Origin of the sequence: Streptomyces sp. NPDC102278, assembly GCF_044766345.1 — a bacterium.
Taxonomy (GTDB): Bacteria; Actinomycetota; Actinomycetes; order Streptomycetales; family Streptomycetaceae; genus Streptomyces.
Map to the genome: position 1 here is coordinate 91,106 of NZ_JBIWLV010000018.1, position 13,928 is coordinate 105,033.

General features: G+C 71.1%; 10 protein-coding genes. 1 reads left to right on the forward strand and 9 read right to left on the reverse strand.

Annotated features, from left to right (window positions below; genetic code table 11):
- Positions 1–63 precede the first annotated feature (63 nt).
- The 3 genes from ACIRO3_RS31255 to ACIRO3_RS31265 form a co-directional block, all read right to left on the reverse strand.
- Entirely contained in the window at positions 64–339 is a 276-nt protein-coding gene (locus ACIRO3_RS31255) for a hypothetical protein (protein WP_266975247.1), read from the reverse strand.
- Positions 340–351: 12 nt separating this feature from the next.
- Entirely contained in the window at positions 352–1,944 is a 1,593-nt protein-coding gene (locus ACIRO3_RS31260; RefSeq protein ID WP_361783530.1) for an acyl-CoA carboxylase subunit beta, read from the reverse strand.
- 92 nt (positions 1,945–2,036) lie between these two features.
- Complete coding sequence (locus ACIRO3_RS31265; protein WP_404142396.1) at positions 2,037–2,894, reverse strand: NAD(P)H-binding protein; 858 nt, start codon at positions 2,892–2,894, stop codon at positions 2,037–2,039.
- Positions 2,895–3,037: 143 nt separating this feature from the next.
- Between ACIRO3_RS31265 and ACIRO3_RS31270 the strand changes: the two genes are divergently transcribed.
- The gene (locus ACIRO3_RS31270) at positions 3,038–3,805 is read left to right on the forward strand and encodes an SDR family oxidoreductase (RefSeq protein WP_366148808.1); all 768 of its coding nucleotides are present in this window, start codon (positions 3,038–3,040) and stop codon (positions 3,803–3,805) included.
- 260 nt (positions 3,806–4,065) lie between these two features.
- Here the strand turns inward: ACIRO3_RS31270 and ACIRO3_RS31275 are convergent, their stop codons facing one another.
- The 6 genes from ACIRO3_RS31275 to ACIRO3_RS31300 form a co-directional block, all read right to left on the reverse strand.
- Positions 4,066–5,703, reverse strand: coding sequence for an FAD-binding protein (locus tag ACIRO3_RS31275; RefSeq protein WP_366148809.1), 1,638 nt, complete (start codon positions 5,701–5,703; stop codon positions 4,066–4,068).
- A gap of 235 nt (positions 5,704–5,938) precedes the next feature.
- Positions 5,939–7,783 carry a BTAD domain-containing putative transcriptional regulator gene (locus tag ACIRO3_RS31280; RefSeq protein ID WP_404142399.1) on the reverse strand — a complete coding sequence of 615 codons (1,845 nt, stop codon included), beginning with the start codon at positions 7,781–7,783 and terminating at the stop codon, positions 5,939–5,941.
- Between the two features lie 342 nt (positions 7,784–8,125).
- A complete protein-coding gene (locus tag ACIRO3_RS31285) occupies positions 8,126–9,685 on the reverse strand; it encodes an aminotransferase class III-fold pyridoxal phosphate-dependent enzyme (RefSeq protein WP_361783544.1) in 1,560 nt (519 codons plus the stop codon).
- Between the two features lie 10 nt (positions 9,686–9,695).
- On the reverse strand, positions 9,696–11,345 hold the full coding sequence (locus tag ACIRO3_RS31290; protein WP_404142402.1) for an MFS transporter: 1,650 nt from the start codon (positions 11,343–11,345) through the stop codon (positions 9,696–9,698).
- A gap of 13 nt (positions 11,346–11,358) precedes the next feature.
- Positions 11,359–12,222, reverse strand: a complete 864-nt coding sequence (locus tag ACIRO3_RS31295; RefSeq protein ID WP_361783550.1) for an alpha/beta hydrolase — start codon at positions 12,220–12,222, stop codon at positions 11,359–11,361.
- Between the two features lie 2 nt (positions 12,223–12,224).
- The gene (locus tag ACIRO3_RS31300) at positions 12,225–13,583 is read right to left on the reverse strand and encodes an FAD-dependent oxidoreductase (protein WP_404142405.1); all 1,359 of its coding nucleotides are present in this window, start codon (positions 13,581–13,583) and stop codon (positions 12,225–12,227) included.
- Between the last annotated feature and the right edge of the window lie 345 nt (positions 13,584–13,928).

Sequence of the window (13,928 nt, forward strand, 5' to 3'; positions counted from 1 at the left end):
CCGTCCCACCGTGGGGTGGGGCGGGGCCTCGGGCCGTGCGGGGTGGGGGCGGTCACGGGCCGTTCAGGCCGTGTTGGCCCAGGTGGGCTGGGCGCCCGCGGCCCAGGACGTGGCCGCGCGGCGGCGGGCCGCGGAGGGTGTCCAGCGGGCCGCGGCCTGCTCCTGTTCCTCCTCGGCCAGCCGGATCGCCTCGGCCGCCCGGGCCCGCATGACCGCCGACAGGGCCACCGCGAGCGCGGCGACCTCCTCGGCGGCCGGTGAGCCGCTGGTGATGCGCCAGGCCTGGGCGGAGAGGAACTCCGACGTGTCCGGCTCGGTGGGGACCGCTCGTACCGCCATCGGGTTCTCCCTCTACTGGGGCTGGTTGCCGTGTTTGCGGCTGGGCAGGGGGGCGTGCTTGCCGCGCAGCACCGCGAGGGCGCCGATCAGCGCGGACCGGGTGTCGGCGGGGTCGATGACATCGTCGACCAGGCCGCGCTCGGCGGCGTAGTACGGGTGCATGAGTTCCTCGCGGTACTCGTCGATGCGCGCCGAGCGGGTCGCCTCGGGGTCGTCGGAGGCGGCGATCTCGCGGCGGAACACCACGTTGGCCGCGCCTTCGGCGCCCATCACGGCGATCTCGTTGATCGGCCAGGCGAGGGCGATGTCGGTGCCGATGGAGCGGGAGTCCATGACGATGTACGCGCCGCCGTAGGCCTTGCGCAGGACGAGCGAGATCCGCGGGACGGTCGCGTTGCAGTACGCGTACAGGAGCTTCGCGCCGTGTCGGATGACGCCGTTGTGCTCCTGGTCGACGCCGGGCAGGAAGCCGGGCACGTCGACCAGGCTGACCAGCGGGATGTTGAACGCGTCGCACAGTTGGACGAACCGGGCGGCCTTCTCCGACGACTGGATGTCGAGGACGCCGGCCATGTTCTGCGGCTGGTTGGCGACGATGCCGACGACCTGGCCGCCGAGGCGGGTCAGGGCGCAGATGATGTTGGGCGCCCAGCGCTCGTGGACCTCGAAGAACTCGCCGTGGTCGGCTATCTCCTCGATGACCTTGTGCATGTCGTACGCCCGGTTGGGGTCGGCGGGCACCAGGTCCAGGAGCGCCTCCGTGCGGCGGTCGGCCGGGTCGTCGGCGACTTCCGCCGGGGGCAGTTCCCGGTTGTTGGAGGGCAGGTAGGAGAGCAGGTGCCGGACGTCCTCCAGGCAGTGCTCCTCGTCGTCGTACGCGAAGTGCGCGACGCCGGAGACGGAGGAGTGCACGTCGGCGCCGCCCAGGGCGTCCTGGGTGATCTGCTCACCGGTGACGGCGGCGACCACGTCGGGGCCGGTGATGAACATCTGCGAGGTGCCGCGCACCATGAAGACGAAGTCGGTGAGGGCCGGCGAGTACGCGGCGCCTCCCGCGCACGGGCCCATGATCACGCTGATCTGCGGGATCACGCCGGAGTTGCGGACGTTGCGCTGGAAGATGCCGCCGTATCCGGCGAGGGCGGTGACGCCCTCCTGGATGCGGGCGCCCGCACCGTCGCACAGGCCGATGATGGGCGCACCGGCCTTCTCGGCGAGGTCCATCAACTTGTGGATCTTCTGGGCGTGTGCCTCGCCGAGGGCGCCGCCGAAGATGCGGAAGTCGTGGGCGTACGCGAACACGGGCCGGCCGTTGACCTGGCCGTAACCCGTGACCACGCCGTCGCTGTGCGGCTTCCTGTCCTCCAGGCCGAACCCGGTCGCGCGGTGCCGCCGGAAGGCTTCCACCTCGGTGAACGTGCCCTTGTCGAAGAGGAGTTCCAGGCGGTCGCGGACGGTCAGCTTGCCCTTCTTCCGCTGCGCCTCGGTCGCCTTCTCGCTGGGGCCGGCGATGACCGACTCGCGCAGTTCGGCGAGCTCCGCCACCCTCGACCCCATGGTCGCGGCCGGCGGAGGGCCGGTCGGCGCTTCCTCGACGATGCTCATGCTTGATCCTTTCCAGATCCGAGAGGCGTCTCGTCGTTCCGAACAAAACGCGGTAGACCCCTACAGACTGGCCAATACGACTACACAACCACTCAAGCGCGCCAAGCGCCGGACTCGGCGGCCGCCGCGACGTAGTCGGCGAAGTCGCGCGGTGCGCGGCCCAGGGCGCGCTGCACTCCGTCGGAGACCTTCGCCTCGAAGCCCTGCTGGACCGGGTACAGGGCCGCGGCCCAGATCGCGGCGTCGGCGGCCGACACGCCCTGCGCGCCGAGCTCCGCGATGAAGTCCGGGGTGGAGAGCGGCGTGTAGACGGCCTTGCGGCCGGTCGCCGCGCCGATCAGGTCGAGCACCTCGGGCAGGGACACCGGGCGGGGGCCCGAGAGTTCGTACGTCTGTCCGTCGTGGCCGTCCCCGGTCAGTGCGGCGACGGCCACCGCGGCGATGTCCTCGACGTCGATCCAGGTCGCGGCGCCGTCACCGGCGGGCAGCCGCAACTCGCCCGACAGGACGCCCTCGTTGAAGAAGCCCTCGTCGAAGTTCTGCGCGAACCAGCCCGGGCGCAGCACCGTCCAGGCGAGGCCGGATTCGTGGACGGCGGCCTCGCCGGCGAGGAAGGCGTCGCTGGTGGAGGGGTCCTCGCCGTAGTAGCCGGGGGTGTCGACCCCGCGGGCGGAGAGCAGGACGAGGCGGCGGACGCCGGCGTCGGCGGCGCGCCGGGCGAGCTCGCGGGTGCGCGGTTCGCTGTCGTTCTGGACGATGTACACCCCGGACGCGCCGTCGAGGGCCGGGCCCCAGGTCGTCTCGTCGAGCCAGTCGAAGCGGGTTTCGCCCGAGCGCGAGGCCGACCTGACCGGAACTCCGCTTTCCGCGAGCCGGCGCACCACCCGACGGCCGGTCTTTCCGGTGCCGCCGATGACGAGTACGGGATTCTGAACCGAATTCTGAGTCATGGGCCGATGGTAATTCGTGGATTCGTTCCCGACACCGGACGATGACCCGCCGGTGAACGCCCGATGAGCGGAGCCGGGCAGCATCACACTTGCGACCTCATCTGCAGCGGCCGCGCCTGGACAAAAGAATTGGGAGTATCCGAATGACTGCCCTCACGAACAAGACTGCTCTGGTCACCGGTGGCAGCCGGGGCATCGGCCGCGCCATCGCCCAGCGCCTGGGCAAGGAGGGCGCGCTCGTCGCGCTCACCTACTCCAGCGACGAGGCCGCCGCGAAGGAGACGGTGAACTCGATCGAGGCCGCGGGTGGCCGCGCCTTCGCCTTCCGCTCCGCCCTCGGTGTCCCCGGTGACGCCGACGCCCTGTGGGCCGCCTTCGACGAGCAGATCGGCGCGCACTCCGACACGGCGGGCCTGGACATCCTGGTGAACAACGCGGGGATCGCGGGCCCGGGCCTGATCCACGAGGTCTCCGAGGCCGACTACGACAAGGTCTTCGCGATCAACGCCAAGGCCCCCTTCTTCATCATCCAAAAGGGCCTGGACCGCCTGCGCGACGGCGGCCGCATCATCAACATCTCCTCCGGCGTCACCAAGGTCGCCTTCCCCGGCATGACCTCCTACGCCGCCAGCAAGGGCGCCGTCGAGGTCCTCACCCTCACCCTCGCCCAGACCCTCGGCAGCCGCCAGATCACCGTCAACGCCGTCTCCCCCGGCACCATCGAAACCGACATCCACCCCTGGATGGCCATCCCCGAGGCCAAGGCCCAGGCCGCCGCCTTCTCCGTCTTCAACCGCGTCGGCCAGCCCGACGACGTCGCCGACGTCGTCTCCTTCCTCGCCACCGACGACGCCCGCTGGATCACCGGCCAGAACATCGACGTCAGCGGCGGCTCCGGCCTCGGCATCTGACCCGGCCGACACACCAGGCGTCACGCATCGACGTCGTCCTTCGGCCCCCACGCCGATCGGTCGTCCGTCCGCACACGGAACGTCCGCACGCAGACCCGGACGCCGCCGCCTCCACCGCACAGGGGGGCGGCGGCGTCCGTCGTGCGTCCCGGTTCCGCCGGCGCGCTCGTGTTCACGCGCTCGCGTTCACGCGCCGAAGGCCCCCGGCCCGAGGGGTTCTCCCTCGGGCCGGGGGCCCGGTCGGTACGCCGGCCCGTGGATCAGGGCAGCCTGATCGACAGGGTGTGGCGGAACACGTTCCGCGGGTCCCACTGGCTCTTCGCCGCCTGCAGGCGGCAGTAGCCGTCCTTGAAGTACAGGTGGTGCCAGGCGATCCCCGAGGTGTTCAGGGTCGAGTCGGCCAGGTCGGCGTCGGCGTAGTTGATGAACGCCCCGTCGTTGACCACGCCCGGGCGGGGGACCCCACCGGTCGCGGCGTGGACGTCGCGGTAGAACTCCCTGATCCAGGCGAGGTTCGCGGCGTCTTCGGCCGGGGTGGCCCAGAGGTTGACGAACAGCATCTTGATGATCGAGTCGCGCTGCGCGGTGGCGGTCGCCGAGGTGGACGGCACGTTGGCCGCGGCGCCGTAGCCGGCGATCTCCACGAGGGCCGCCGAGTTGGTGTAGTCGTTGCGCGTGAGGTGCTTGTAGAACGCCTTGATCTGCGCGGCCGGCATGGTCTTGCGCAGGTAGGAGGACTTGGCCTTGAAGCGGCCCTTGCCCTCGAAGCCGGAGCCGCCGAGGCCCGGCCAGTGCAGGACGTTGTACAGCCAGTCGACGCGCCGGCGGGCGTCGACGCGGTACGTCAGGCCCGTGCCGGCGACGATGGCGGCGAGGTAGTCGTCCAGGAGCTGGTCGGCGTTGGGCAGGGCGGAGTCGATCTGCGAGCTCATCAGGAACTCGCCGGCCAGCTTGTGCCGCGGCTTGATCGCGCTGAAGAGCTTGGCGTACGGGGAGGTGGCCGAGGAGTTGTCCTCGTGCCACTTCGTGAAGTTGTGGAGCAGCCGGGTGAACGCGGCCTCGGTCATGCCGGTCCAGGAGAAGGCGACCTCGGAGATGATCAGCTCGCGGGGCGCCTTGGGCAGGAACAGGGCCGGGTCGGTGGAGGTGGTGTTGGGGCTGCGGAACCAGTAGCGGGTGACGATGCCGTAGTTGCCGCCGCCCGCGCCGGTGTGCGCCCACCACAGTTCGCGGTTCGGGTCGTTGGCGTCGCGGGTGGCGACGACCTTGCGGGCGACGCCCGCGCTGTCCACGTGCACGACCTCGACGGCGTACAGGTGGTCGACGGTGACCCCGTGCGAGCGGGCCAGCGGACCGTACCCGCCGCCCGGTATGTGACCGCCGACGGAAACCGTCGGGCAGGTGCCGCCGGGGATGGTGACGCCCCAGGTGTTGTAGAGGGTCTCGTACACGCTGCCGAGCTGGGCGCCGGCCTCGACCGCGACGGCGCGACGGCTCGTGTCGTGGGATATGCCGGTCATCGCCGAGATGTCGATGAGCACGCGGATGTTGGCGTTGCTCGTGAAGTCCTCGTAGCAGTGGCCCCCACTGCGGACGGCGAACCGGACCCCCCGGTCGAGGGTTTCCTGCACCGCCTGGACCACCTGGTCCGCCGTGCTCGCGACCAGCACGTAGTCGGGCGTGCCGACCCAGCGACCGTTCGCCCCCGCGACCAGGGTCGCGTAGCGGGGGTCCGACGGCGCCACCGTGACCAGGGAGGTCGTGGCGATGCCGGCGGCGGCCGTCGGCTCGGCGGCGAACGCCTCACCGGCCCAGCCGCCCAGTGCGGGCAGAGCCAGGGCTGCGCCGCCGGCGGCCGCAGTGTGTCTCATGAACACCCGGCGGGAAACTCCGGTCATTAGCGTGTACCTCCACGAAGAAATGGTTCTGGAGTTACGGAACTCGACATCACGCCGCACACCGGGTGGAGGCGGGGTGGAGTCAATGGCCGTCAATCCCTTTGAAACGCAGATTATCGGCCAGATTCCACCGTGAAGTAATCCGTCACCAATTCCGCTTGTGGAGGTCCGAATCAATTGGTAAGGGCATCGAAAATGCGGGGACACCGCACCCCGGGTCCGGGGTCGGACGGCGTCAGACCGCCCAGACCCCGGTGGTGGCCGGCCCGCGCTCGCGCAGCACCCCGAGCGACCCGCCGAGCGGGACCTCCAGCGCCTCGCGGGTGGCCTCGCAGAGCTGGATCTCACCGGCCGGCGAGAGTTCCAGCAGGCACTGGCAGGTGTCCAGCAGCGCGCCGTTGACGGAGGGCGCGACGGTGGGGTCGTCGGGGCGGAAACGGACCAGCGCGTTCCCGGTCGCGACGGCCGCGTGCAGGGTCAGCCCGTGCCAGGGCGAGGGGTTCGGTCCGCCGTCGGTGGCCGGATCGGTGAGCCGGTCGCGGATGGCCGCCGCCGCGCGGACCGCCCGCAGGGCGCTGTCCTCGTCGCCGCCCGCACGGAAGAGCCCGAGGGAGACGGCGCCGATCGAGGTGACGGCGTCGCCGCCGAAACGCTCGATGCGGCGGCGGGCGATGGCGTTGACGCTCTCGAACATCTCGTCCATGAACTCCGGTGCGCCGCCGGGCCGTTCCGCGGTGATCCGGGTCTGCACGAGGAGCACGCTGATGCGGCGGCGTTCGGTCACCACGGCCCGGGACAGGGGCTGGGGCACGGGCTGCGACCGTCTGGCCGACCCGCCGCGGGGCGGGCCCGGGCGCTCGGCCAGCAGCAGGCCGCGGGGGTGGGTGGGCACGGCGGCCAGCATCCGCCGCCGGTCCTCGCGGCGGTCCTCGCGCGGGTCCGCGTACCGCTGCTCGTACCGCTCTCCGTACAGCTCCTCGCGCAGGTCGTCCCGACGGTCCTCGCGGAAGTCGTCGCGAAAGTCGTCGCGGCGGTCTTCGCGGCGGCCTTCGTCGCGGTCTTCGTCGCGGTCGTCACGGAGACCCTCGTGCCGGTCCTCGGCGTGTTCCGCCCGGTGTTCGGCGCGGAGGCTCTCGGACCGGTCCTCACGCCGGTCCTCGTGGTGGTCCTGCCGCCGGTCCTCGCGACGGTCGGGGTCCTCGTGCCGCTGCTCGCGGCGCTCCTCCCCGGGGCCCGTCCGGCGGCCTGCCGGGCGGGTCGCGCGGATGTCCTCGCGCCGGCGCACCTGTCCTCCGGGGACGCCGACCGGGGCCGAGCCGCCGAGGACGACCGCGGCGGGGGCGAGGTTCAACGTCGGGTCGTGGGCCAGGATCGCCTGCTGGAGCCGGCGCAGCTCGTGACCCGGTTCGAGGCCGAGGTCCTCCACGAGCGTGGCGCGGATGCGGTTGTAGACGCCGAGCGCGTCGGCCTGCCGCCCGCAGCGGTACAGCGCCAGCATCAGCTGCCCGGAGGCGCGCTCGCGCAGCGGCTCCGCCTCGACGGTGGTCTCCAGCTCGCCGAGGACGGCGTAGTGCTGGCCGCAGCGCAGCTTCGCCTCGAAGTAGTCCTCCAGGACGTCGAGTCGGGTGTTCTGCACGGCGGTGAGTTCCGGCCACATGGTGCCGGTCTCGACCAGGTCCGACAGGACCGGGCCGCGCCACAACTCCAGTGCCTCGCAGAACCGGTCGGCGGCCTCGTGCGGGGTGCCGCCGGCCAGCAGGGCGCGGCCCTGGCGCACGCGCCGGCGGAAGAGGTGGAGGTCCACGTGGTCGGGATCGACGCGGATCATGTAGCCGGGCGCCCGGGTGACGAGCTCGGCGGGCGCCCCGTCGAAGCCGGGGTCGCACTGGTTCAACATGCCGCGCAGTCCCCACACGGCGTTCTGAAGGATCTTGCGCGCCGTGACCGGAGCATTGTCGGTGCTCCAGAGCGCGGCGAGCAGTTGGCTGGTGGGAACGACCTGGTTGGCCTGCAACAGCAGGTATCCCAGTGTGGCGCGCGGCTTGGTGCCGCCGAGCGGTACCGGCTGGTCAGCGGACATCACTTCCAGCGGACCCAACATCCGAAAGCGCATATCTCCCCCGGTCCTGCGGCTGATAGGTCATGCTCACTCGACCGGAAGATTACAAACCAGCACGCCGGTTTGTCAAAAGGTTAGATGAGCACACCGGAGCACCGTGAAGGGTGCTGTCGACATCCGCCCACGAGCCGTCAACTCGGGTAAAACAAAAGGCCAGAGGGCCCGGGAGGGGGGATCCCGGGCCCTCTGGCGAGGGGGCGACCGCAGGAGGGCGGTTACCGAACGGCGGAGCTTTTCGCCGGCCACTCAAGGGGTTCGCGACTCAATCTCGACCCTTAAACAGCACGAGCGGTCTGATTTTGCTCAGGCGATCGGTGCGAGGCTCGCGCCATCCGTGTCGCGGATGATCACGCACACGTCGCGGAGCGCCGCTTCCAGCCGACCGATCTCCTCGTCCGTCAGGTACACCGACGGCTCGAACCGCAGGGTGTTCACGGCGCTGGAGGTGGGGAACGTCCGGATCCGGTGCGCGCGGAGCATGTGCCCGGCGACGAAGTACCCGAAGAACCCGCTCTGGGCCACCGCCTTGAGCGGCTCGGCCGCGGAGCCCGACTGGTCGTGGAACTCCAGCCCCAGCATCAGACCGCGGCCGCGCACGTCCTTGACCGTCTCGGGGAAGTCGTCCCGGACCGAGCGGAGCATGGCGAGCAGCCGCTCGCCGCGCTCGGCCGCGCGCCGGTAGACCTCGCCGTCGTCGGCCTCCATCAGTTCGAGCACCTTGAGGGCGATCAGACAGGAGAAGCTGTCCTTGGCGAACGTGGAGCTGTGCGCCAGCTCGAACTGGCCGCGGTAGAGCGGCTTGCGCACGAGCATCACGGCGGCCTTGGCGATGCCGCCGCCCAGGCTCTTGGCGAGGGTGTAGTAGTCGCCGCGCAGCCCGAGGTGGGTGGCCGCGAGGAAGCTGCCGGTGCGGCCCATGCCGGTCTGCACCTCGTCGATGACGATCGGGATCCCGGTCTCGGCGCAGACCTCCTGGATCTCGTCGGCGAACTCCCGGCTCAGCTCCTGGATGCCGCCCTCACCGAGGACGGGTTCCAGGACGAAGGCCACGAAGAGCGGGAAGTCCCGCTCCACGACCTGGACCTGGCCGCCCTCGACGACGAGGTCGAGCAGGTGGGCCCGCTCCTCGTCGATGATCTTGCGGATCGTGCCGGGCCGGTCGCGCGGTACGAACCGGGACTGCGCGGCCAGCGCCTTGAACGGCAGCCGGTACCCCTCGTTGTGGGTGAGCTGCACGCTGCCGGCGAGCTTGCCGTGGAAGCCGCCCTCGGGGACGAGGAAGAGCGGACTGCGCTCGCGCTGTGCCTCGTTGCGGGCGAGCACGTCGGCGACCAGGTCCTCGAAGGACTCGGCGACGGCGGCCGGGACGCTCGCGGCGCCGGCCTCGACCTGTCCGCGCACGTCGGCCACGTGGGCGGTGATCTCGTCGGTGAGCGCCGTCAGGCGCAGTCCCCGGTCGAGTTCGGCGTGCTTGATGGCGGCCTCGACGGCCTCCGCGCCGCTGTTGGCGAAGATGGCGTAGTACTGCTCGTCGTCCCCGCGTTCGCGCTGGATGATCCGGTTGAGGACCTCGGCGACGTCGTTGGCGTACGGGTGCCGCGAGAACTGCGCGTGGACGGGCGTCCCCGCGTCCAGCAGTTCCTTGGCGTACGCGTTGATCCCGGGGTGGTTGTGCCCCAGCATCAGCGAACCGTAGCCGCCGACGTAGTCCAGCACGGGGATCTCCCGGCCGTCCTCGTCGCGCAGGTAGAGGGTGTTGCCCTCGCCGCGCACGTACTCGGCGTCCAGACCTCCGGAGGCGAGCACCCCCAGCAGGAAGGGTTCCGCGTACTCGGTCGTGGCCGTGGTGGGTTCGGCGGTCATGTCATCCCCTTCAGGCACGGGTGGTGGACTCTTCGCGGACCGCGGCGGCCGGCTGCGTGCCGGGCGCCGGCTCGGTGGTCCCGGCCTGCTCCGCCGGCTCGGCCGGGGCCTCGGCGGCGGGTGCGCCGATCGCGGGGATGTGGCGCAGCAGGGTGAGGACGATGACGCCCGTCACGACGGCCAGTCCGGCGCTGACCCAGGCGGTGGCCTGGAAGCCGGAGGTGAACGCGTCGCGCGCGGCGGCCACCAACTGCGCGCCGAGGTCGGCGGGAAGGGAGGCGGCGGCGTCGGTGGCGCCGCCGACGGTGTCCCGGGCGGCCGCGGCGGCCTCGGCGGGGATCCCGGCCGGGGTGTTGTCGTCGACCGCGCCGCGGTAGACGGCCACGGCGATGGAACCGGTCACCGCGATGCCCAGGGCCAGCCCGAGGTCGTACGCGGTCTGCCCGGTGGCGGCGGCGGAACCGGCCTTCTCCGGCGGGGCCGCGCCGGCGGCCAGGGAGGTGCCGAGGACGCTGATCGGGGCGACACCGAACATGATCACGGCGAGGCCGAGGGCGGCGGGCACGATGCCGTCCTTGTCGGGGCCCGCGATCCCGGTCAGCCAGAAGCCGGCCAGGGTGACGACCAGGCCCGCGGTGATGACGAAGGCGGGCCGGATCCGCTTGGCGAACACCGGGGTGAGCTGCGAGCCCAGGATCAGGCCGGCGGCTCCGGGGAGCAGCCAGACGCCGGCGGCGAGCGGGCTGAGTTCACCGGCGACCAGCAGGTACTGCGGGACGAGGTACTCGACGCCGTTGAGCGCCATCATGCCGAACAGCAGGGTGAGCAGCGCTCCGGTGAAGGCGCGGGTCCGGAAGAGCCGCATGTCCAGCAGCGGGGTCTCCAGCGTGTTCTGCCGGCGGACGAAGAGCACCGTGAAGGCGGCGCCGATCAGCAGGGCGGCCAGGTTGCCCAGGCTCCAGCCGATCTCGGCGAACTTCTTGACCGCGTAGACGATCGGGAGGATCGCCGCCAGGAACAGCACCACGCTGGCGAGGTCGATCCGGCCCGCGTTGGGGTCCTTGTACTCGGGCAGCAGCGCCGGTGCGAGCAGCAGCGGGACGAGCATGACGGGGACGCCCATCAGGAAGACGGACCCCCACCACCAGGAGTCGAGCAGCACCCCGCCGATGACGGGGCCGACGGCGATGCCGACGGACAGCGCGGTGACCCAGGTGGCGATGGCGGTGGCCCGCTGCCGGTCGTCCTTGAACATGTGGATGATCAGCGAGAGCGTCGACGGGAGCACGGCGGCGCCGGCCACGCCGAGCAGCGCGCGCGCCACGATCAGCATCTCCGGGCTGGTCGCGTACGCGGCGAGCAGCGAGGAGACGATCACGCCGAGCGAGCCCAGGATCAGCAGCTTGCGGCGGCCGATCCGGTCACCGAGGGTTCCCATGACGACCAGGAATCCGCAGGTCAGGAACCCGTAGATGTCCGTGGTCCACAGCAGCTGCGAGCTGGTGGGCCGCAGGTCGGCCGTCACGTAGGGGGTGGCCAGCCACAGCACGCCCAGGTCGGCCGTCATCAGTGTGACCGGCAGCAGCAGGACCAGCAGTCCGAACCACTCCCGCGGCCCTGCCCGCAACTCCACCGCGGGTGCGGCGGTGTTCGAAGTCATGGTTGTCCCTTCATCAGTTTTCTGTCGGTGTTGCCGGGGGGACCGTGCGGACCCGCCGGATGATCTCGGCGGCGACCGTGTCGGGATCCTGCTGCGGCTGCCAGTGCGAGGTCTTCTCCAGCGTCACCAGCCGGTAGGGGCCGGTGACGTGCGACGCGGTCTGCTCGACGGCGAGTTCGCTGACGGCCGTGTCGGTGCGGCTGTAGACGAAGGTCGTCGGGACGGTGACCGGGCCGAAGGCGAGGTCCTCGCCGAGCAGGTTGTTGGCGCGGTACCAGTTCAGGGCCGCGTCCAGGACGCCGGGCGCGGTGTGCGTGGTGACGTACCGGGCGATCTGGGCGTCGGTCAGGACGCCCTCGCCGACCTGGTTGAACCAGCCGTGCAGTTCGACGGCGTCGTTCGCCAGGAAGTGGTCGGCGGCTCCCGCGGAGACGAGGAACTCCACGTACTGGGAGCTGTGTTGCTGCTCCTCGTCCACCCGGTAGGCGTGCTGGTACGCGTCGAGGTGCGGGATGGCGAGCGCGGTGAGCGTGCGCACCCGGTCGGGCCGGCGCGCCGCCAGGTACCAGGCCACGGCCGCGCCCCAGTCGTGGCCGACGACGTGGGCGTCGGCGATGCCGAGCGCGTCGAGGATGCCGAGCGCGTCGGCGGCGAGGTGTTCGAGGCGGTACGCGTCGACGTCGGTCGGGCGCGCGCCGTCGGAGTAGCCCCGCTGGTCGGGGGCGATGGTGCGCAGCCCGGCGGCGTGCAGCAGGGGCGCGGTCTCGGTCCAGGACTCCTTGTTGTGGGGGAAGCCGTGGAGCAGCAGGACCGGTTCGCCGTCGGCGGGGCCGTCGACGGCCACGTCGAACGCAAGGTCGTTCAGGGTGATCCTCATGACTACTCCTGGACCGCGGCGATCGCGGCCTCGATCTCCGGGTCGTGCAGGACGGCCGGGGAGTCGACGAGACCGATGACCCGGGAGTACGCGCGGGCCACGGCGTCGTCGCGGGACGCGGCCTCCTGGACCTGTGCGATGAAGGCGTGCGCCTGCTGGACCTCCTCGGTCCGCTCGCCCTCGACCTCGGGGAAGCTGAGGTCGGCGCCGACGGCCATCTCCCAGCAGCCGTCGACGGCGTCGGCGGCGAGGTCCTTGAAGTAGGCGATCGGGTCGGGCCGCCGGGACTCGGCGGTGTGCCGGCGCAGCACGAGCGAGCCGAGCGCGGAGACGGTCATGCCCTGCGCGTAGCTGGGGTTGAAGCTGCAGACGGCGTCGCCGATGACCAGCAGGCCGGCCGGGAAGTCGGTCAGGCGCTGGTAGTGGCGGCGCAGGTTGGTCGGGAACTTGTACGCGACGGGCTCGTCCAGCGGCTCGGAGACCTTGAGCACCTCGTGGATGTCGGGCGCGGCCAGCGACTCGATGAAGGCGTGGAAGCCCTCGGGGGTGGTGGCCGGGTGGTCGCCGAGGATGCCGTAGGCGGTGACGATGGAGCGGCCGCCGTCGATCTTCTGGCAGATCGCGCCGCGCGGGACGCCGGCGGAGGCGACGGTGTTGATGGAGATGTTGCCCTCGAACGCCTCGTCGGGGACCCGGTAGTAGCGGGTGGTGTAGCCGAGGCCGATCTTGTGCTTCTCCTCCTCGACGGCTTCGAAGCCGAACTCCTGGAGCCAGACGGAGGTGCGCGAACCGCGGCCGGTGGCGTCCACGACCAGGTCGGCCTCGACCACCTCCTCGACGCCGTCGCGGCGGACGACGACCCCGGTGACCTCGCGGCGGTCCTCGCTGGTGACCAGGCGGAGGATGTCGGCCCGCTCCAGGAAGGTCACCTCGGGGAGCGCGAGCACGCGCTCGCGTATGTGGCGCTCCAGGAAGGGGCGGCCCGAGGTGAGGGCGAACAGGCCCGAGTGGACCTGCCGCAGGCGCTTGCCGTTGATGATCCAGCGGACGTCGTCGGCCACGTCGCCGAGCTGCGCGCCGGCAGCCTTCATGTCCTCGGTGATGCCGGGGAAGTACTCCTCGACGATCTGCTGGCCGCGGGCGAGCAGGCCGTGGAGGTGGTGGCCCTGCGGCAGGCCCCGGCGGAGTTCGTTCGGTCCCGTCAGCTCGTCGCGGTCCACGACGAGCACCTCCGCGAAGTTCTCGGAGAGGGCGCGGGCGGAGAAGAGTCCCGCCATGCTCCCGCCGAGGACGACCGCGCGACCTCCGCGTGCGTTTTCGGCGGATCCGGGGTTGACCCCTTGGGAAGATGCAGCACTCACAGCGATCAGCTCTCCTTGAATTCGCACGTCACTACAGCGCAGCTCGAGCTCACCGGATCGAATGCGTCCGAATGAAGCGCGTGAGCCCGCATTCACGGTAGCCAGGGGCGTTCCACCGGCCGCTCACTGTGTGGCAACGCCAGGGTCACCAGCCGTTCCGACGGCCCTGGTTACCAGGCCATGACTGTCCACGAGACCGTTTTCACTAGCCTGTGGATCCAGGCGCATCGAACCCGGGTCGCATTTCTCCGGGCACGTCGAATCCGGGTCGTCGGAAATCCGGCGCATCGAATCCGGGCACGTGAATCCGGGCGCGTTGATCGGGGCGCATTGATCCGGGCGCTT